The sequence below is a fragment of the Streptomyces sp. NPDC057623 genome, from assembly GCF_042800355.1.
Lineage (GTDB): Bacteria > Actinomycetota > Actinomycetes > Streptomycetales > Streptomycetaceae > Streptomyces.
Genome location: NZ_JBHVGZ010000057.1, coordinates 22847 through 42676, shown reverse-complemented (window position 1 = coordinate 42676; position 19830 = coordinate 22847). Strand labels below are relative to the sequence as shown.

Annotated in this window: 14 protein-coding genes and 2 pseudogenes; 9 read left to right on the top strand and 7 right to left on the bottom strand. The window is 71.9% G+C overall.

Annotation, left to right across the window (positions count from 1 at the left end; translation table 11 throughout):
- Window positions 1-52: 52 nt before the first annotated feature.
- Window positions 53-748, bottom strand: coding sequence for a GntR family transcriptional regulator (locus tag ACFU95_RS38095; RefSeq protein ID WP_383838052.1), 696 nt, complete (start codon window positions 746-748; stop codon window positions 53-55).
- A 101-nt stretch (window positions 749-849) separates the two neighbouring features.
- Entirely contained in the window at window positions 850-2064 is a 1215-nt protein-coding gene (locus tag ACFU95_RS38090; RefSeq protein ID WP_383838049.1) for an Ig-like domain-containing protein, read from the bottom strand.
- Between the two features lie 216 nt (window positions 2065-2280).
- On the opposite strand from ACFU95_RS38090, the pseudogene ACFU95_RS38085 reads away from it, so the two are divergent.
- The 5 genes and pseudogenes from ACFU95_RS38085 to ACFU95_RS38065 all read left to right on the top strand — a co-directional run.
- A pseudogene (locus tag ACFU95_RS38085) lies at window positions 2281-2535 on the top strand (peptidoglycan bridge formation protein FemAB); the annotation flags it as partial.
- 140 nt (window positions 2536-2675) lie between these two features.
- Window positions 2676-3899 carry an RNA-guided endonuclease InsQ/TnpB family protein gene (locus ACFU95_RS38080; RefSeq protein WP_383838046.1) on the top strand — a complete coding sequence of 408 codons (1224 nt, stop codon included), beginning with the start codon at window positions 2676-2678 and terminating at the stop codon, window positions 3897-3899.
- A gap of 73 nt (window positions 3900-3972) precedes the next feature.
- Window positions 3973-4517: pseudogene (locus ACFU95_RS38075) on the top strand (lipid II flippase MurJ); the annotation flags it as partial.
- Between the two features lie 50 nt (window positions 4518-4567).
- Window positions 4568-5029: a hypothetical protein gene (locus tag ACFU95_RS38070; RefSeq protein ID WP_383838043.1), complete on the top strand. Its 462-nt coding sequence runs from the start codon at window positions 4568-4570 to the stop codon at window positions 5027-5029.
- Window positions 5030-5201: 172 nt separating this feature from the next.
- On the top strand, window positions 5202-5777 hold the full coding sequence (locus ACFU95_RS38065; protein ID WP_383838040.1) for a dihydrofolate reductase family protein: 576 nt from the start codon (window positions 5202-5204) through the stop codon (window positions 5775-5777).
- A 73-nt stretch (window positions 5778-5850) separates the two neighbouring features.
- Here ACFU95_RS38065 and ACFU95_RS38060 read toward each other — a convergent pair whose 3' ends face one another.
- The 3 genes from ACFU95_RS38060 to ACFU95_RS38050 all read right to left on the bottom strand — a co-directional run bounded on the left by ACFU95_RS38060 (window position 5851) and on the right by ACFU95_RS38050 (window position 10570).
- Complete coding sequence (locus tag ACFU95_RS38060; protein ID WP_383838038.1) at window positions 5851-6624, bottom strand: polysaccharide deacetylase family protein; 774 nt, start codon at window positions 6622-6624, stop codon at window positions 5851-5853.
- A gap of 161 nt (window positions 6625-6785) precedes the next feature.
- Entirely contained in the window at window positions 6786-8942 is a 2157-nt protein-coding gene (locus tag ACFU95_RS38055; RefSeq protein ID WP_383838035.1) for a protein kinase, read from the bottom strand.
- Between the two features lie 293 nt (window positions 8943-9235).
- Window positions 9236-10570 (bottom strand): hydrolytic protein, encoded by a 1335-nt coding sequence (locus ACFU95_RS38050; RefSeq protein ID WP_383838032.1) that lies wholly within the window; start codon window positions 10568-10570, stop codon window positions 9236-9238.
- Window positions 10571-10802: 232 nt separating this feature from the next.
- Between ACFU95_RS38050 and ACFU95_RS38045 the strand changes: the two genes are divergently transcribed.
- From ACFU95_RS38045 to ACFU95_RS38030, 4 genes are all read left to right on the top strand, one after another.
- Window positions 10803-11495 (top strand): LuxR C-terminal-related transcriptional regulator, encoded by a 693-nt coding sequence (locus ACFU95_RS38045; RefSeq protein ID WP_383838029.1) that lies wholly within the window; start codon window positions 10803-10805, stop codon window positions 11493-11495.
- Between the two features lie 195 nt (window positions 11496-11690).
- The gene (locus tag ACFU95_RS38040; protein ID WP_383838026.1) at window positions 11691-14816 is read left to right on the top strand and encodes a hypothetical protein; all 3126 of its coding nucleotides are present in this window, start codon (window positions 11691-11693) and stop codon (window positions 14814-14816) included.
- A complete protein-coding gene (locus ACFU95_RS38035; RefSeq protein ID WP_383838023.1) occupies window positions 14813-15523 on the top strand; it encodes a DUF4255 domain-containing protein in 711 nt (236 codons plus the stop codon). Before ACFU95_RS38040 ends, ACFU95_RS38035 begins: the two co-directional genes overlap by 4 nt.
- A gap of 86 nt (window positions 15524-15609) precedes the next feature.
- Complete coding sequence (locus ACFU95_RS38030; RefSeq protein ID WP_383838123.1) at window positions 15610-17664, top strand: AAA family ATPase; 2055 nt, start codon at window positions 15610-15612, stop codon at window positions 17662-17664.
- A gap of 202 nt (window positions 17665-17866) precedes the next feature.
- Here the strand turns inward: ACFU95_RS38030 and ACFU95_RS38025 are convergent, their stop codons facing one another.
- Together ACFU95_RS38025 and ACFU95_RS38020 are read right to left on the bottom strand one after the other, a co-directional pair.
- Window positions 17867-18718, bottom strand: a complete 852-nt coding sequence (locus ACFU95_RS38025) for a helix-turn-helix domain-containing protein (protein WP_383838021.1) — start codon at window positions 18716-18718, stop codon at window positions 17867-17869.
- A gap of 9 nt (window positions 18719-18727) precedes the next feature.
- Entirely contained in the window at window positions 18728-19483 is a 756-nt protein-coding gene (locus ACFU95_RS38020; RefSeq protein ID WP_383838018.1) for a DUF6879 family protein, read from the bottom strand.
- Window positions 19484-19830 lie beyond the last annotated feature (347 nt).

Here is a 19830-nt window from a genome sequence, read left to right as displayed (position 1 = left end):
CCGGAAGACCAGACCCCGCGGTGCGGCGGGCGGGCGCCCGAGAGTGCGCGGGTCAGCCGGTGACGTCCAGCTGGACGCTCGCCCCGAGCGCGGGATCCTGGCTGGTCAGGCTGTCGATGAGGGCCTGAAGGGTCTGGGCGAGGTGATGACGGCAGGCCGCCTCCGCGGCCTGCGCGTCTGCCTGGGAGATCGCCTTGAGCATGGCGCGGTGCTCGTCGAGCGAGGTCAGCATGCGGCGCGGGCCGCTGTGCGACAGATGGCGCAGCCGGACCGTCTCGCTGCGCAGGTCGCGGATGGTGCGGGCGAGGTAGGGATTGCGGCAGGCCGCGATGACCGCCTGGTCGAAGCTCTCGCTGATGTCGTAGAACTCGGTGTACGAACGGGCCTGCCGGGCCGCGTCCAGCGCGCGGAACGACTCCTCGAAGTCCTCCAGCCGCTCCAGGAGTTCGTGGAACGGGGCCGCCACCCGCTCGTCCGTCGTACCCGCGACGGCGACCGAGGCGGCGGCCCGGGGCTCCAGCAGCATCCGGAAGTCGAACAGGGCGCGCACCCCGCCCAGGGAGATGGGGGCCACCCGCGCCACCTCCCCCGGCACGAAGTCGACCAGTCCCTCCCGGGCCAGCCGGCGAATGGCCTCCCGCACCGGCGTGCGCGAGGCCCCCATCTCCTCGCCCAGCTGCACCTCGCCGAGCCTGGCCCCCGGCCGCAGGGTCAGCGACTCGATGGCACCCTTGAGCTGCTCGTACACGGCTTGGCTCTTACCCGTGGCCCGGACCATCGTGCTCTGTGCCCCTCTCTCCGCACACCGTTCTGTATACAGAGTAGCCGGGGACCGGCGGACGCCCCTTCTCAGCGCAGCGCGCTCTTCTGCCGCCACTCGGCCCACGACAGGTTCCACGCGCCGAAGCCGTTCCCGGGCGCGACCACGCCCTTGGTGTCCTTGCCGGTGATCTCGAACGGGTCGCCCGGCCGCACCTGCCCGTAGAACCAGGCCGCGTTCGCGTCGCTCATCCCTATGCAGCCGGAGCTCTGGTTGGCGTTGCCGAAGTAGCGGGCGTTCCACGGGGCGGCGTGGGCGTACATGCCCGACCAGGTCAGCCGCATCGAGTAGTCGACCATCTTGTCGTAGGCGTCGCCCAGGCCCACGGTCTCGGAGTTCATGTTGATCGTGCCCTCCTTGGCCATCAGCACGGCGGTTCCGCGCCAGGAGCGCTTGTCACCGCCGGGCGTGCCGCCGGAGACCGGTATGCGCCGTACCGTCTCGCCGTCGCGGACGAGGGTGAGCCGGTGGCTGTCGAGGTCGACCTTGACGATCTGCCGGGCACCGATGGTGAAGGTGGTCCTGTAGTCGCGTACGAACCAGCCGCCTCCCCCGCCCGAGTCGGTGCCGTTCAGCTCGGCGTTCAGCGTGACCTTGGTTCCGGGCTTCCAGTACGCCTTGGGCCGCCAGTCGACCCGGTCCCGACCCGTGTAGTCGCGGATCCAGCCCCAGGAGCCCTCGGTGCCGTTCGAGGTGGTGATCCTGAGCTGCTTCTCGACCTCGGCCCGGTTCTTCACCGGACGGTCGAAGACCAGGGAGACCGGCTGGGCGACGCCGACGGTGGAGCCGGTGCCCGGTCGCCAGTCGACCTTGTTGACCTGGTCCGCCTCGGCCGTGGTGAAGGCGGCCTCGGTGCTCTTGGCGGTTCCGCCCCGCGTCCGGGTCGCCGCCGTCACCGCGTACGACGCGCCGGGTACGGCCTTGCGGTCGGAGACCCACGACCGGCCGTCGGCGGCGACCTCGCCGGCGAGCCGGTGGCCCTCGCCGTCGGTGACGGTCACCGAGGTGAGTCTGCCGCCGGAGGCCGTGACCTTCACGGGCTCGCCCGCCGGGACCCGTTCTCCCGCGGGTGTGACGGTGACCGTGACAGGGCGGTCCTCGGCGCTCGGCTTCCCGTCGGTGTCCGGGGTGGTGGGGGAGCCGCTCGACGAGCAGGCGGCGAGCGGCGTCAGCAGGGCGGCCAGGGCGGCGGCCACGACGGCGGCCCGGACGCGGGCATGGGCGAGTACACGGGTGCGCGACAACGGGACCTCCGGGAAGGACGGAAAGGGTGGGTGAGTCGGCGATGTCGTGACTGTAGAGCCGGAAAACCCGAGGTCAGCCGCTATGGGGCAAGGTGACGGCGTCTGGTGCGGAATAGTCATGGTCCGGTCACATTCGCCGGACGGAGCCGTCATGGGCCGCTGTGAGCCTCCTTTGTGTCCCCGCGACAGGGCCGGGGAGAAGGAGAGGCTCAGACTGTGTCAGCGCTGCTCGTGCCGCCCAGCCGCGTGCCCCAGGCACGGAACCGGGACGTGGTCCTGCGAACCATCCCCGCGGAGACCTACCGCGCCTTCCTCGCGTCCCCCGCCGGCGCCGTACTCGGCGCCGGATTCCTCCAACTCCCCTCCTGGGCCGAGGTCAAGGAGGGCTGGCGCGCCCAACTGCTCGGCTGGGGAGCGGATCCGCAGGCGGGCGAACTGACGGGCGTGGCCCTGGTGCTGCTACCGGGATTCATTCGTAGTGCATCGGCCTTCAGGCCGGTGGCAAAGCGAATCCGGACCTGGCGACCCGGAGCGTCGCCGAATCGTTCCAGCGGAGCTGGATTCGGCTGATCCGTCCCGGACTGTCAGTGGCCGGTGTTAGCGTCCGGATCATGCAGCTTCGGTATGCCTTCCGTCTCGACCCGACGCCGGGCCAGCGCATCGCGCTGGCCCGGGCGTTCGGGTGCGCGCGGGTGGTGTACAACGACGCGATCACTGCGCGGGAGCGGGCGCGGGCGGCGGGGGAAGCGTTTCCCGCCGCGGCAGCGCTGTCGAAGACGCTGGTCACCGAGGCGAAGAAGACCCCTGAGCGGCACTGGCTGGGTGAGGTGTCCGCGGTGGTGTTGCAGCAGTCCCTGCGGGATGCCGAGATGGCCTATCGCAACTTCTTCGCCTCCCTGAAGGGGCAGCGCAAGGGCCCGAGGCTGGGCGCGCCGCGTCTGAAGTCCCGCAAGGATTCGAGGCAGTCGGTCCGGTTCACCGCGAACGCCCGCTGGTCCATCACCGCCTCGGGGCGGCTGAACCTGCCGAAGATCGGCGAGGTGCGGGTGAAGTGGTCCCGCACCCTGCCCGCGGTGCCGTCCAGTGTCACCGTGGTCAAGGACGCGGCCGGGCGGTACTTCGCGTCCTTCGCCGTCGACACCGACCCGGCCGCCGACGCCGCCCGAATGCCCGACAGTGACCAGAGCGTGGGCATCGACCTGGGATTGGCCCACTTCGCGGTCCTGTCCGACGGCACGAAGATCGACTCCCCGCGGTTCCTGCGCCGCGCGGAGAAGAAACTCAAGAGGGCCCAGCGGGAGCTGTCCCGCAAGCAGAAGGGATCGAAGAACCGCGAGAAGGCCCGCCTGAAGGTGGCCCGCGCGCATGCCCAGGTCGCCGACGCGCGCCGCGAGTTCCACCACCAGCTTTCCGCACAGCTGATCCGCGAGAACCAAGCGGTCGCCGTGGAGGATCTGGCAGTCAATGGACTCGCGCGCACCCGGCTGGCCAAGAGTGTGCACGATGCGGGCTGGGCGCAGTTCGTGGGCATGCTGGAATACAAGGCGCAGCGGTATGGGCGTACCTTCCTGAAGGTCGGCCGGTTCGAGCCCACCAGCCAGGTGTGCTCCACATGCGGCCACCCAGACGGGCCCAAACCCCTCCATGTGCGGGAGTGGACCTGCGCGGCCTGCGGCACCGTCCACGACCGGGACCACAACGCCGCACTCAACGTCAAACAGGCCGCCGGACTGGCGGTTACAGCCTGTGGAGCGCAGGTAAGACCAGAACCCGTTCTGGCACAGCGCACAGAAGCAGGAAGCCACGGAAGCCCGCCCGATGCCCGCGCCGCGTAGCGGCACAGCAAGGAGCGGGCAGGCCAGAATCTCCCGACTTCAGGAGGGAGAGCGAGTCAATGCCTGCCCCAGTCTTCTCAACGCACGGGGCAGGTTCGGCGCGATGATGTGGGCGCCGGTCCTCAACAACGTCGTCATGACCGTCTTCGGCTGCACCTGGCCCTCGCCTTGGGCGGCGGGGACACACCCACTGCGGGGAACACGCTCACCCCGACCGAGACCGCCGTGCTCGGCTGGGGCACGACCGCCGGAATCGCCGCCCAGGCCCTCGCCCTCGTCCCCGCGCTGCGCGCGGACCGCTTCCGCTGGCGGCCCCGCTTCGACTGGCGCGGCAGCGGACTGACCCGCCCCCTGCGCGCGGCCGGCTGGCTGGTGCTGCTGGTCCTGGCCAACCAGGCCGCCTACTGGGTCACCACCCGGCTGGCCACCACCGCGGGCCTCGACGGCGGCCCCGGCTACGGCGCGTACAACAACGCCTATGCCCTGTGGGTCGTACCGCACGGCATCGTCACGGTCTCCGTGGTGACCGCGCTGCTGCCCCGGATGAGCGCGGCCGCCGCCGACGGGGACACCGCCGCCCTGCGGCGCGACGTCTCGCACGCCCTGCCTTCGACCGCGACCACGAGATGCTGCTCTTCTTCCGTTCGCCCGACGGAGGGCTGACCCCAGTGATCCGCACGACCCGGCCCGAGGGCGGGTTCGGTGAGGGATCCGGCGTGTCGGGTTCCGGGGAGCGGAACTCCGGTGAGACGGACGGTCCGGTGCCGACGGAGAAGGTCGTCATGGCGTTGCTCGACGGCCCGGGGGAGGCAGACCGTGCCGCCGGTCTGGGCACCGCCCTGCCCACTGCCCGCGCCGGCCGGACCGCCGAGGTCGAGCGCGCCGCGGGCGGCGCGGTGACGGTCCGGCTGCCGCTGGCCCTCAAGGGCCTGGACAGCACCGCACTGCGCCAGCTGACCTGCACGATCGCCTACAGCCAGGACGCCGACGGCCAGGTCGCCGTGGAACTGACGGGGCAGGACGGCACGTCGAGGTCCGGCACCTGCGGACTCGCCCTCGGCGACGCCGGGAACACACCCGCCCCGACCGAGCCCTCCGCACAGCCCGCGCCGTCCGGCACGAGCGGCTGAGAACAGGTCGCCGATCACGGGCCATTCGAGTGGCAGGGGCCACTCGTGGTGCGGCACGGCGATGAGTTTCGCGGGCGGGCCGGGTCCATGGATGCGACGGTCGCCGAAGCCCGTCCGGCACGGACCACCGGTCCGTACCGGCACCGATCGCCCGCACCCGAGGGAGAACGCCATGACCGCCACCTACACCTTCGACGTGTTTTCCAGCCTCGACGGCTACGGCGCCGCCGGTGGCGACTGGACCGGCTACTGGGGCAAGCAGGGCCCCGAACTGCTCGACCGCCGCCTCGCCCTGTACGACACGGAGCAGCGGATGGTCTTCGGGGCCAACACCTTTCGGGCGTTCACGCGGATGCTGGCGTCGAGCACCGAGGACTCCGACGTACGCGACCCCTGGGTCACCCGGATGAGGAACCTGCCGACGACGGTGGTGTCGACGACCCTGGAAGGCCCCCTCGACTGGCCGAACGCGACCGTCGTCAGCGGTGACGCCGTCGACGTCGTCGCCCGGCTCAAGGAGGAGTCCGAGGTGCCGTTGCGCTCGCACGGCAGCCTGTCGATGAACCGGTCGCTGATGGCCGCCGGCCTGGTCGACCGTCTGCAGGTGACGCTCTTCCCCGTCATCACCGGACAGACCGGAGTGGACCCGGTCTTCCACGGCGCGGCCGACTTCGACCTGGAACTGGTGGAGAACCGGACGCTCGACGGCCGCGTCCAGGAGCTCGTCTACCGCCCCGTCCTCCACTGAGGGAGTCCAGCCGTGGACCTTCAGGAAGGTCAGGGGTGGCGTGGAAGACCGCCGCCGAATCGTCGGCCGGGGCTCAGTGAACCGGGAAGCCGAAGGAGCGGCCCTGCTCCTTGAGCCGGGGGAGGAGCCGGCGCAGGGCCTCCACGGTCTGGGAGCGGTCGCCTCCCGCGTCGTGGAAGAGGAGCGTCGGCCCGTTCGGCAGCTCCTGCTCGACGGTCGCGACGATGGCGTCCGTGCCCGGCAGCTCGAAGTCCTTGGTGTCCACGTTCCAGCCCAGCGGGCGCATGCCCCGGGAGGCCGCGAGCGTGCGGCTGTAGGGGGTGAAGGCCCCGCCGGGCGCCCGGTAGTACATCGGCCGTACGCCCCCGGACGCCTCGGTGATCATGCGCTCGGCGTCGAGGATCTGCTGCGACTGGTACGCCTGGGACTGCTTGTCCATGGTGGTGTCGTGCGACACCGAGTGGTCGCACAGCCGGTGCCCGGCCGCGACCACCTTCTTCACGAGGTCCGGGTGGGCCTGGGCCTGCGTCCCCACCATGCAGAACGTGGCCTTCACCCCGTACTCCCGCAGCACGTCGAGCACTTGCGGGGTCCACACCGGGTCGGGTCCGTCGTCGATGGTGATGTTGACGCCGCGCGCCCCCGCGTCCGAAGCGTGCACGATGCTCACGTCGACCGGCTTGACGGCACCGCCGGGCGTGGCCGACGCGGTCGCCTTCGGCGACGGGCCGACCACGGCACCGGCCTGCGCGGTCCACACCGCGGCGCCGGCAGCGAGCACCGTCACCCCGAGCGCCGCCCCGACCACCTTGCCGTACCAGCCACGCCCGCCACCGTGCCGTGCCATGTCCGCCCCGCCTTCGCGCAGTTCCGCACCGATCCCCGGCCGCCGTGCGACCAACTGGCAGGACGAGGAACGGCGGTCACCGGATGCGCCCGTTACCGATCACGGACAATCCCGGGGGAGTTCGCGGACAACTCGGCGTGCGGCCGCCGGAAGCAGGCCGGTCAGGTGGGCCCGTCCGGGCTCCGGGAGAAGGCCGTGTCGCCGGCCGTCGCCACGATCGCGTCCCTGACCAGCAGGACGCGTGGCGGGGTGCCCTCCGCCTTGTCTCCGGGGTCGTCCAGGGCGGCGGTGCGCCATTCCTCCGCTCCGGTGCGGCTGTCGAGTGCCAGCAGGCGGCCGAAGCGGTTGGAGAAGTAGACCCGCTTGTACGTCGCCGACACCGCGGGCGCGGACAGGTTCTCCATGTCCGTCATCCTCTGCCAGAGTTCCTTGCCGCTGTCCGCCGACACCGCGGTGACCGACCCGTTGGACCGGACGAAGTAGACGACGCCGTCCACGAGGGTGGCCGCGCCGGTCAGCGGACGTGCCAGCGGTATCCGTCTGACCTGCCCGGTCTCCGGGACCACACGCAGCAGCGCGTTGTACGGCCGCTCGTACCCGGCTTCGTACACGTCCTTCGCCGTCTGCGGGGCGAGGAACAGGGGTTGCCCGTCCACGGCGCCGAGAGCTTGCGCCTTCCGGGGCAGGGTGGCGGTCTCGGTCGTGCTGCCGGGTTTGAGCCTCATCAGGGCGATCGGAGCCTGGCCGAGCTCGATGCCGGCCGAGCACTGGGCGTACGGGACGCCTCCCAGCTCCGACGGGACGCAGATCTCGTCCAGGGAGGGCGCCCGCCACAGTTCCCTGCCGGTGGGGCCGTAGGCGACGAACGACGAGGACTCGGGAGCCAGGGTGAGCAGTCCGCCGTCGAACAGGACCGGGTTCGCGGCCTTGTCGATGTCGCGCTGCCACCGCCGCTGTCCGGTACCGGCGTCGAGGGCCACCACACGCCTGACCGTGTCGTCCGGATCCTCGAACACGTAGACCAGTCCGTCGCGGACGCCGATCGGCCGCACCCCCTGCGGACGGGTGCCGGCCCGCCACAGGACGCGGCCGGAGGCCGGGTCGACCCTGGCGACCGTGAAGCCCGTACCGCCGCAGAACAGGGCGCCTTTGTCCGTCACGCATCCGAGGTTCCCGTAGTCGAGCGGGACACCCTTCACGTCGTGCCGCAGGGCCGTGCGCCACGGCCGCCAGCCGTCGGGCAGGGACGCGGTGCGGGCGGTGGTCGTGGCGGTGGCGTTGGCGGTGGTGGTGGTCGTGTCCGGGCCGGACACGAAGACGCCCAGCCCGACGCTCAGCCCCACGACGGCCAGCGCCGCGCCGAGGCCGGTGAGCGACATCCGGGCACGGCGTCCCTTGCCGGCGCTGGTGCCGGTCGTGCCGCCCGCCGGGGTGGTGACCGCGTCCAGGGGAGCGGGGCGGGGCCGGGGTCTCGCGGGCCCCGCGGCCTTCGGGGGCGCGGCGGTGTCGGAGTCCGGCAGCGCCTGGAACATGCGATGCAGATCCGCGAGTTCCGGCCGCGCCGCCGGGTCCTTGTCGAGGCAGCGCTCGACCATGCGCAGGAGCCCTTCGGGCACCCCGGCGAGGTCCGGGGACTCGTACATCACCTGGTAGCCGGTCAGGTACGGGCTGTCGGCGTCGAACGGTCCGGTGCCGACGGCCGCGAACACCATCAGCGAGCCGAGCGAGAACACGTCCGAGGCCGGGGTGACGTCCCGGGGAGAGGCGAGCTGTTCCGGCGACATGAAGGGCGGAGTGCCGATCACCCGCCCGGTCATGGTGAGGCTCTGGTTGTCGGCGGCGCGCGATATGCCGAAGTCGATGACGCGCGGCCCGTCCTCGGTCATCAGGACGTTGGCCGGCTTGAGGTCCCGGTGCACCAGGCCCGCCCGGTGGATGTCGCGCAGCGCCTCGGTGAGGCCCAGGCCCAGCGCGCGCAGCTGCCGCCCGCTCAGCGGGCCGTCCTTCTTCACGACTTCGGCGAGGCTGAGCCCCGGCACGTAGAGCGTCGCCATCCACGGCCGTTCGGCGTCCGGGTCGGCGTCCACGACAGGCGCGGTGAAGGCGCCGCTCACCCTGCGCGCTGCCGCGATCTCCTGCCGGAAGCGCGTTCGGAACTCCTCCTCCTGCGCGTACGACCCGTGCACGAGCTTGACCGCGACCCGCCGCCCCGAGGCGGAGACTCCCAGATAGACGACCCCCATGCCGCCCGCCCCGAGCCGACCGAGCAGGGTGTACCCGCCTATGGACTCCGGGTCCCCGGTGCTCAGGGACGTCATCACCGATCATCCTTCCCAGCGCCTGCCTGCCTCACGGGGATCAGCGTAGGGCCTGCCGTCCCGGAAACGGAGCCGCTCCTACCCCGAATCGGCGTCCTCCGGGGACGGTCGTGCCGGGCGAACCGGGCGGCTGCCGTCTCGGCCCGGCAGGGCTGCCGGGCCGACGGGTGTGGCGTATGTGACTGGATGCCAGTTTTCGGTCCAGAGTTAACGTTTTCTGGACGGAATTACCTGCCACTCTTTACAGATGTAGTCGACACTGATCGAAAATGATCGGAAGGGTGAGGTCCGTTTCATTGCTCGGTGCGGCTGAGCACACCGCTCACGTTGAGAACCTCGTGACATCCCTGCGCCCTGCGGCCGGTGGCCGGAGTGCCCGGCTTGGCACAGGTCACCTCGATGGTCACGGTGTCGTTCGCGGGGATCTTGATGGGGGTGACCCAGTGGTAGTCCTGGTTGCGGAACGTCTCCAGGGCGATCGTGGTGATCTTGCGGTCGCCGAAGCTGATCGTCATCACCCCTTCGTCACCCTGGAAGTTGGCGACGACGATGTCCGTCACACCGAAGACGCTCTTGTCGGGCACCTTGTAGGTACCGGGCTTGGTCTCCCCGGCGGCGGTCTTCAGGTCGATGGTCGCCGAGCTCTGCTGACCGCCCCCGGCCGAGGTGCCGTCACCGCCCCCTCCGGGACCCTGGCCCTGCCCCTCGCCCGAGCCCTGGCCGTCGGGCGAGGCACTCGCGCCGCCGGAACCGTTGCCGGGTGTCTTCCCCTCGCCGCCCTGCTCTCCGGCGGGCGTGGGACGCGGCTGGACCGCCTCGTTGGCCGCCTCCTTCGCGGCGCTGCGCACCGCCGGGCGGACCAGCGCGAACCAGGCGAGCAGCAGCGCGAGCAGCACCGCGAGCACGGCGAGCAGCCACTTCGGGAAGATGGGGATCTGGACGAACTCCGCGTCCAGCGGCGGCCGGCCGGCGCTCTCGTCCGCGCGGGCCTCGTCCTGGTCACCGGTCTCGGTGGTGGCCAGCGTGAACGGCCACACCACCGGGGAGCCGAACCACACGGGCTTGCCCGTACGGACCCGCAGCCCGACCTCGACCGACTCGCCGGGCTCCAGCTTCGGCTCGGCCGGGTTGAAGGCGAACGCCAGCTCTTCGCCCGCCTGACCGGGGGAGAAGCCCACCTGCACCGGGGTGTTGCCCTCGTTGCGCACCGCCAGCCGATACCGGCCCCGCAGCCAGCCGCGCCGACGGCGCGGCTGCAGCTCGGTGCGCAGCTCGTGGAACTCCTCCACGTGCACGGTGGTCTCGGGAACCCGTACCGCGTCGGGATGCTCGGTCGGCAGGACCCGTACCGCGAGGGGCAGCTCGCCGGCCCGGATCTCCGGGGAGCGCGGCGGCTCCAGACGGATCGTCACCGTCTCGGAGGTGCCGGGGTAGAGGGAGACCCGCGCGGGTTCCACGGTGGTCCAGGAAGCACAGTCCCCGACGACCTCAAGGCTGTAGGCCTCGACGATGTCGCTGTCGTTGCGGACGGTCAGACTGGTCGTGGCGGTGCCGCCCGGGGCCACTGTCACGACCGGGATGTCGAGTCCGGGCGCACCGGGACCGGAAGAGGCTGGAGAAGGCGTCACACCACCACGGTAGAAACGCCCGCAGGGGTGCGCAGAGAGGTGCGAGGGCAACACCCGGGCAGTCGTGGTGCCCGCGCGGCCACCGCCAACCCGCCCGTGCAAGTGGGTGGTTGATGTCACCCGACGGCCCCCGCGCGCCGCCTTCCGGTGTTCGTCCCGCCCCAGCGATCCTCCCCCACGAACTCATGAACAGGTAGCCCCCATGTCCTGCGCAGAGGAGAACACCCCGGCCATGTCTGCCTCCACGTCTCACGTGCCCGCCGCCGTCGGTTCCGGGCACCGGGTCTCGCCCACCGGATGGCCGGAGCGGGTGACCGTGGCCGTCTACGCCGCCGATCCGATCCTGCGCGTCGGCGTCGTCCAGCAGTTACGCCAGCGTCCCGAGGTCGACCTGCTCGCCGAGGCCGACGCGGAGGGCGCCCAGGTGTCGCTGGTCGTCGTGGACCACGTCGAGGACGACGTGACCGCCCTGCTGCACCGGCTGCGGCTCAACTCCGCCACCCGCGTCGGCCTCGTGGTCGGCACCCTCGGCTCCGGCGCGCTGCAACGCGTCATCGAGTGCGGCGTCCCGGCGGTGCTGCGGCGCGCCGACGCCGACCAGGACCGGCTCGTCCACCTGGTCCTCGCGACGGCCAACGGCGAGGGGGTGCTCCCCGGCGACCTGCTCGGCAAACTGCTCTCCCACGTCGGCAGCCTCCAGCGCTCGGCGCTGGATCCACAGGGCCTGTCCCTGTCCACGCTGACCACCCGGGAGGCGGACATGCTGCGGCTGGTGTCGGAGGGCCTGGACACCGCGGAGATAGCCCGCAAGACCGCGTACTCCGAACGGACCGTGAAGAACGTCCTGCACGAGATCATCAACCGCCTCCAACTGCGCAACCGGGCCCATGCGGTGGGCTACGCGCTGCGGAACGGGCTCATCTGAACGACGGTCGGGTACGCCGGTGCTGCCCGAAAGCACACCGCACGCTTCCCCCGGGTACGGCCCCGCCGCCCTGCCGCGTCGTGCGCGGTCGTCGCAGGGTGGCAGGGGCACATCCACGTGCCGCACCAGACCGCGAGGGGGACCTCCATGGGAACCGCTGGCCGAGGCGGGCGGTACCGCCCCGGGAGACTCGGCATGTCGTTGCTGCTGCTGATCCCGCTGCTCGGGGTGACGGCGGCCTCCGGGCAGAGCGGCGCCGAGTCCGCGCCGCGGGCCGCGGCCGTGGGCAGCACGGACACCCGGATCGCCTACGCCGGCACCCGGCACCGCAGTCTCGGCAAGGTGGCCACCACGACCTCCAGCACCCCGCTGTTCGGCGAGGGCCCGGCCCACCAGGACGTCCAGCCGTCCGCTCTCGGCGACCAGATGGTCTTCGCGAGCCTGCGCGACGAGGCGACCGAGCAGATCTACCTCCGGTCCGCCGACGGTTCCGTACGGCGTCTGACCAGCGGCATGGACGCCGCCCACCCCAGGCTGACCCCGGACGGTGCCTCCGTGGTGTTCGACGCGGCCGAGTCCGGCCCGGGCAGCGCCGCGCAACGCGACCTGTGGCTGGTGCGCACCGACGGCACCGGCCTGACCCGGCTCACCGACACCCCCGCGAACGAGGAGGGCCCGACCGTCTCGCCCGACGGGCAGCGGCTGGCGTACGCGAGCGACAGCGATGCGGCGGCCGGGGAGCAGATCTACGTACGGCCCCTGAACGGCGGCACCGCCACCCGCGTCACCTCCCCCGCGAACGGAACGGCCGGCGAACCGGTGTGGAACCCGGTGAACGACGACGAGAACCGGGACTGGATCGCGTACACCGCCACGACCACCGTCGACGGGCAGAGCACGCCCCGGCTGCGGGTGGCGAACGCGAACGGCACCGGTGACGAGCCGCTGCTCGGGGGCGACCGGGCACAGTGGCGTGCCCACGGGGCAGCGTGGCTGCCCGACGGGGACCAGGTGCTGTTCCTGAGCCCCGAGATCACGTGTGAGTGCGAGGGCGACTGGGACCATGTGTTCAAGGCGACCGCCCACGACGCCGACCAGGTCCCCCCGCTCGTGCTGAACGAGGACCGCGAGGTCACCTCGGTCACCTGGTCCGGTTCGCTCGACGGCGGCGGCGCGGTGGTCGAGCGCACCTCGGCGCCGGCCCCGGACAAGGAGCACTCCGGCGCGCACGTGGTGACGCTCCAGGACGTCCGGGCGGACGGGTCCGACCCCCGCGATCTGGGGCTGCCGATCCTCAACGAGGATCCGCAGGCCGACACCAACACCGATCCCGCCAAGGACCCGCTGTTCCGGCCCGCGGCCGAGTACGACCCGTGGACCGAGCGGCAGAAATACACGCCCGACGGCCGCCGGATCGTGCTGACCCGCTTCGAGGACGGCTCCCAGGGCCGGATCGAGCGGATCTGGATCGCGGACGCCGACGGAACGAACGCCCGGCCCATGCCGCTCGCGGGACGCGGCGCGACGGACTGGGACACCGACCCGACGTTCTCCCCGGACGGCAAGTACCTCGCCTTCACCCGGACTTCGCCGGGCGGCGTCGGCGGGCCCAGCCGCATCCTCGTCGCGGACGCGGCCACCGGCGCGATCACCGGGCGGATCACCCCGCCGGCCGGGCAGCAGACGGGCGGCGACGCCCAGCCCACCTGGTCCTCCGACGGCACCACCCTCGCGTTCACCCGCAACACGGTGATCGACGGCAACGGCGGCAACAAGCACATCTGGACCGTGCCCGTCGACCGCCTGGACCAGCAGCGCGACCTGAGCGCCACGAACTGCCCCGGCGCCTGCGAGGTCATCGACGACAGCCCGGCGTTCTCGCCGGACGGCACCACCATCGCCTTCAACCGCAAGAGCGGCGGCGGCCAGGTGGACCAGGGCGGCGGCATCCTGCTCACCTCCCTCACGGGCGACGACTGCCGGGTGCTGACGCCCGCCACCGTCCTCGACCTGCCCGGGGCCTGCGGCCGGCAGCTGCCGGACCCCTCGGCCACCGGCCCGTTCCAGCCGCGTGACGCCGCCTGGACGGCCGACGGCGAGAGCCTGGTGATCAGCTCGCGGGCCGAGGCGGCGGTCAACAGCCCGGAGAAGCTGGGCGTGCTGGACGTCGACTCCGGCGACCTCACCCCGCTCACCGGCTCGCTGCCGGGCCGGCAGAAGGAGCCCAGCGTCCAGCAGTCCGTGAACCTCGCGGTCGACGCGCCCGGCACCACCCCCGAGGTCACGGTCGGCGAGTCCACCACCGTCCGGGTCGGCCTGGTGAACAACGGCCCCGCAGCCTCCCCGGGCACCACCCTGACCATCGCCCCGCCGGCCGGCGCGCAGGTCACCGAGGTGACCCACCCCGGCGGCACCTGCGACGCGGCCACCCTCCAGTGCGACGTCGGCGTGGTGCGGCCCGGCAGCACCGTCACGGTGAACGTCACCCTCACCGGCCTCACCGCCGGTGACCAGCCCGTCGACTGGTCGGTCACCGGCACGGTCATCGATCCGGAGCCCAGCGACAACGCCGGCCGGACCGTGGTCCCGGTGCGCGAGGCGACACCGCCGCCGACCCCGAACCCGCCGACCCCGACCCCGACGCCCACCGTGCCCGCCGAGCCGCCCGCGCCCGACGCCGGACCCGGCGTGCAGGTCACCGCCCAGCCCAACCCGGGCTACGTCGGCGGACGCGTCGTGGTCACCTACACCGTCCGCAACGGCCGCAACGCACTCGCGACCGGGCTGCGGCTGCGCATCGGCCTGCCCCAGGGCATCCCGAACAACGGGCGGCCGCAGGGCTGCGACAGCTCCTGGGTGTGCGCGCTGCCGGACCTGAAGCCGCGCGCGAGCACCGTCGTGCGGGTCGTCCTCAGCCCGGACAAGGCGCTGACCGGCCGAGTCACGGGTGAGCTCACCACGACCGGCACCGACGCCGACAAGGGCGACAACACCGCACGGCAGCGGCTGCGCATCCTCCAGCCGCGCATCGTCGCGGTGCCGGACATCGGCAAGCCCGGCTTCGTCACCTCCGTGCGCGGCAAGGACTTCCCGCCGGGAGTGCCGGTGCGGTTCACCTGGAAGCCGGGGATCACCGCGGCGGCGGCGCCGACCGTTCCGCTGCCGGACGGCACCTTCATCGGCCAGCTGCTCATCCTCGCCAAGGACCAGACCGGGCCGCGCGTCATCACCGCCAAGGGCCGCGGGTTCTCGCCGGTGACGACCGACTTCCTGGTGGTCAGCGGCACCTTCCAGCCGCCCGACGAGGTGACCCGCCGGTGATCCACGAAGTCGACGAGGGCCTGCGCCGGCTGCTCGGCGAGTCCGGCCTGGAGGCGTCGGGCGTCGAGGTGGCCTTCGACGCCCCCACCCGGGACTGGGCGGCGCGCCGCAGCGCCCCCACCGTCTGCGTCTTCCTCTACGACATCCGGGAGGACGCCACCCGGCGCGGCAGCGGCGCCGGGGAGGTCTACGACGCCGACGGGCATCTGGTGGCGCGGCGCACCCCGCCGCGCTGGTTCGAGCTGACGTACCTGGTCACGGCGTGGGCGAGCCGCCCGCAGGACGAACACCGGCTGCTCGCGCAGGTGCTGGCGACCCTGATCAGCGCCGACACCCTGCCCGCCCGGCTGCTCACCGGCACGCTCGCCGACCTCGGACTGACGGTGGGACTGGACGCCGGCGGAGTCGGACTCGACGCTCCGGCCGCCGCCGACGTGTGGTCGGCGCTCGGCGGCGAGCTGAAGGCGTCCCTCCAGGTCCGGGCGCGGGCGCCGCTCGCCGGTGTGACCACCGAGACCGCGCCGCCGGTCACCGAGGGCCTCGTCGTACGCTCCGCCACCCGGAGCGAGGGCGGAGAGACGACACCGGGCCGCCGCCTGCGCTACACGGAGGCCACCGACCCGGGCCCGGACGGCGGCTTCGCGGGCCCGCGCGAACGGGGCCCCGCCCCCGCCCGTCGCCGTCGCAGGGGAGACCGCCAGCCGTGACGCACACCGTCGAACCCGACACGACATCCCAGGACGTCGGCGCTCCGGCCGAGGTCCGGCCCGACGCGGAACCCGTCCTCGCCGACGTGGAACACCTCTGGGCCCGGCTCCAGTTGGTCGAGGACCGGGTGCGGCACGCCGTCGCCGTGCGGCGCGCCGCCGACCCCGACCCCGACGACCCGTACCGCGGCCAGTACCTCACCCCCGACGCGGTCGCCCGCATCCTGGACGAGCCGGGCGGACTGGGCGTGCCCGCCCACGAGCCGTGGCAGCCGGCGGCCGGTTCCGTGCTCGACGGACTCGCCCGGCGGTTCGGCCTCTCCCCGCTGGACCTGGACCTGCTCCTGGTCGCGCTGGCACCGGACCTCGACGCACGGTTCGAGCGGCTCTACGGCTTCCTCAACGACGACCTGACCCGCCGCCGGCCCACGGTCGGGCTCGCCCTGGAGCTGTGCGGGCTGCCCGGGGCGGCGTCCGCCCGGTTCCGGATCGCTCCCGGCGCGCCGCTGGTCGCGGGCGGCCTGGTGGAGGTCACCGAACCCGAACGGCCGCCGCTGTCACGGGTGTTGGCGGTGCCGGACCGGGTCACCGGTCACCTGCTGGGCAGCGCCCGCCCCGACGCCCGGCTCGCCGGAGTGCTCGGTGCCGTCCGCGAGGACCCGACCGCCGAGGAGGCGGACGTCCGGCGGACGGCGGCCGCGGCCGGCACCGGCGTCGGCCTCGTCCATCTGCGCACCCGGGGCGGCGACGCGGCGGGGCTGGCCACCGCGGCCCTGCACGCGGCCGGGCTGCGCCCGCTCGTCCTGGACGCGGCGGCGCTCGCCCGGCGCGCGGGCGACATACCGGAACTCGCCCGGGTCGCCGCCCTCGAAGCCCGCCTCACCGGCGCCGGAGTCGTCCTCGGCCCTCTGGAGGCGCTCCCCGGCGAACCCGCCGAACGCGCCCGCACGCTCGGGGCGTTGTGCGCGGCGCTGCGGGGCATCGCCCTGATCACGCACGGCACGGTCGGCTGGGCCCCGGAGTGGGCGGCCGACACGCCCGTCGCCCTGACCGTCGCGGCGCCGTCGCCCGAGCGGCAGGCCGCGCGCTGGCGGCACGCCCTCGAACGGGCCGCCGCCGACAACCGCGACGACGGCCTCGCGATCGGCGAGGTCGAGGCGCTCGCCGAGGCGGTCGCCGCGCATCGCCTGGACTCCGGGCAGGTGCGCCGCGCAGCCGACGTGGCGGTGCGCACGGCCGCCCTCGCGGGCCGTCCGGTCGGCCCCGACGACCTGCGCACCGCCGTACGGGCCCAGAACGGCGCGGGGCTCGACCGGCTAGCCCGCCGGGTGGAGCCGGGCGTCGGCTGGGACGACCTGGTGCTGCCGCCGGCCACGCACCGGCGGCTGCGCGAACTGGCGCTGCGGGCCCGCCATCGCGAGCAGGTGCTCGGGCAGTGGGGGATGCGGCCCGGCGGCGGCCGGGGGCGCGGTGTGATCGCGCTGTTCGCCGGCGAGTCGGGCACCGGCAAGACCATGTCCGCCGAGGTCGTCGCCGCCGACCTGGGCATGGACCTGTATGTCGTGGATCTGTCCACAGTTGTGGACAAGTACATCGGGGAGACCGAGAAGAACCTGGAGCGGATCTTCACCGAGGCCTCCGCGGTCAACGCGGTACTGCTCTTCGACGAGGCCGACGCGATCTTCGGCAAGCGCTCGGCGGTGAAGGACGCGCACGACCGGCACGCCAACATCGAGTCGGCGTATCTGCTCCAGCGCATGGAGTCGTTCGACGGGATCGCGGTCCTGACCACCAACCTGCGGGCCAACCTCGACGAGGCGTTCACCCGACGGCTCGACGTGGTCGCCGACTTCCCGGTGCCCGACTCCGGCCAGCGCCTCGCCCTGTGGGAGCGCTGCCTGGGCGGCCGGCTGCCCCGCGCCGACGACCTGGACCTCGCCTTCTGCGCCGACCGCTTCGAACTCGCCGGCGGCTCCATCCGCGCCTGCGCGGTGACCGCGGCCTACCTCGCCGCGGAGGCCGGCGGTCCGCTCACCATGCGGCAGTTGGTGACGGCGGTCGCCCAGGAGTACCGGAAGCTGGGGCGGCTGGTGCTGGAGGGGGAGTTCGGGGTGTATCTGGCGGAGGTCACCGGCGCGTGAGGGGCGGGCCGTGCGCCAGGTCGATTACTCGGCCGAGGCTGCGTGACGAGCCACTGGTTCAGACGCAGCGGCAACCGCACAGAAGGTGCACCAGGGACTTCGCAAGGAAGGACTCATTGCACCGAGCCCGGCCTCGGCTCGTTTGTCGCCGAGCGACCTGAGAAGTCCGCCGCCGCAGAGGACGCGTAGACGACAGGGGGCGTCAGCGTTGGTTCAGCGCGCGCCGAGCTCCGTTGATCACGTTGTGGGCGTCGGCCCCGTATGCCGCGGACTCCTGGAGCGTCCCCCATACCCGCATGTAGTTGGCGATGCTGTCCGCGTCATCCAGCCACAGCTCCGCATGCCAGTCCTCAGTGATCACAAGCCTGTCGTCCAGGACGCAGAAGCCGTTTGCGGTGGGGATCTTGAGTGATGCCCCGAGGGGGATGATCCCGAGTTCCACGGTGTCCATCCCGATGGTGCCTGCCAGGCGGTCGAGTTGGGCGGCGAGGACGGAGGGCGGGCAAACAAGTGCGTGAAGCGCGGCCTCCCAGACAAGCGCGTGGATCTTCCTGCCCGGCTGATACAGCCATTCTTGGCGTTTCATCCGCGCGCGGACCGCGGCATCGGTATCACGCACCGAGCTCTGGAGTTCCGCATAGCGCAGGAATATGTGCCGTGCGTAGCCGGCCGTCTGCAACATGCCTGGGACGACGGCCTCTTCCCATGCGTAGATGACCGCCGACCGGGCGACCTCCACGTTCCAGCTGTCCTGTACCGGCCGGTGTCCTGCGGCTAGTTGGCGGCGCCACGAGCGGATGTGAGACTCGAAGCCCTTGAGCCGCGCGTCCAGTTCATCGAAGGCGCGGGGCTGATCGACACCATCCGCCCAGGCCCGCAGGTCTTCGGTCGTCGCGGTCTGCCGGCCGTTCTCCAGCTTGTAGATCTTGGAATGTGGCCAGCTGAGCCGCTGAGCGAGTTGCGGACCGGTGAGCCGACCTCCAGGGGCCGAAAGCCGCAGTTCACGGAGACGGGCTCCAAGAGCTTCCCTCGCCTGCTGAAAGTCTGTGCTCACCGGTTCCGCTCACTGGCTGTTCGCGGCCAACTGCCCCGCGAACTGGTCGTATGGGATGGCGTGATGCACCGCCGCGTCGCGTACCTGGCAGTACCGCAGGACCTCTACGGGCTCTGTGATCACCTCGACATCGAGCAGGTTGTCGGCTTCGTCGAAGTGGAGCACAGCGACCAGGCGACTGTCGAAGATCCAGAAATCCTCGGCAGGCAGGTGCAGCCGTTCTGCCTCCTCCCGCCACAGGTTGCGCGCATCCTCACCCGTGGCGGCATTGCACTTCGCATAGTCGAGCAGGAAGAGTTGTCCTGTGGTCGGCGGGTCGTCGACAACGCGGACACGGCCGACGTACTTGCCCCCTGACGTCTGGTGGCGGATGTTCATGCACCACTCGCTGTCGAGATCCATGATGGTTGTGCCGGACTCGACGAACGCCGTGTAAGAAGGGTCCTCTCGGTCCGACGCGTAACCGCCTCGTGTCTCCAGATGCCATGCCGAGTGTTCGAAGGTCTCGAAGAGCCGCCTGAACTCATCCAGGCCAATCGACTTGGGCACGCGAGTGACCTCCTTGGGGCCATGGTTGACCAGTAGTTCGCGCGGGACGACCACTGCTGCGTCTCCCGGTCCGAAGTGCTGTAGCCGGGCGAGGTCTTGGGGGTCGGCGAGCGGTGTCCCCTGTACGACGATCTCACCTGTGTCCAGGTCTTCGTGCACGGCAGGGCAGTTTCCGTTCTTGCTGTCTGTGCCGTTGAAGCGAAGTCGTCGCGCCATGGCTGTCTCCCTCATTGCACGGGGTCGTGTGACTCAAGCATCACCAGGCCTGATGTCCCGTACTACAAAGTGCACCCCATCGCGTGAGACCACATAAGAACATTCAGCCAGACAGCAAGAACATTTGAGAACATCACGTAGCGTGTGTCAACCGTGCCTCTCTAGCCTCCAGTTCATGGCTACGACGGAACCGCGGGATGTCTCCCCACAAACGTCAGCGGCGCACGGCGCCCTGGTCGTCGACACGAAAACAAACAGCATCGGCTACGTCATGGGGACCGAGGGCCCCCACCTCCAGCTCCGGCCCCCCGGCGGTGGACGCGCGTGGGATGCGGACCCCAGCGAAG

What these genes read in the sequence shown, in the direction of transcription:
- ACFU95_RS38080 (WP_383838046.1), top strand. Translation starts at nt 2,676, where the DNA reads ATGCAGCTTCGGTATGCCTTCCGTCTCGACCCGACGCCGGGCCAGCGC.
- ACFU95_RS38065 (WP_383838040.1), top strand. Translation starts at nt 5,202, where the DNA reads ATGACCGCCACCTACACCTTCGACGTGTTTTCCAGCCTCGACGGCTAC.
- ACFU95_RS38060 (WP_383838038.1), bottom strand. Translation starts at nt 6,624, where the DNA reads ATGGCACGGCACGGTGGCGGGCGTGGCTGGTACGGCAAGGTGGTCGGG.
- ACFU95_RS38055 (WP_383838035.1), bottom strand. Translation starts at nt 8,942, where the DNA reads ATGACGTCCCTGAGCACCGGGGACCCGGAGTCCATAGGCGGGTACACC.
- ACFU95_RS38045 (WP_383838029.1), top strand. Translation starts at nt 10,803, where the DNA reads ATGTCTGCCTCCACGTCTCACGTGCCCGCCGCCGTCGGTTCCGGGCAC.
- ACFU95_RS38040 (WP_383838026.1), top strand. Translation starts at nt 11,691, where the DNA reads ATGTCGTTGCTGCTGCTGATCCCGCTGCTCGGGGTGACGGCGGCCTCC.
- ACFU95_RS38020 (WP_383838018.1), bottom strand. Translation starts at nt 19,483, where the DNA reads ATGGCGCGACGACTTCGCTTCAACGGCACAGACAGCAAGAACGGAAAC.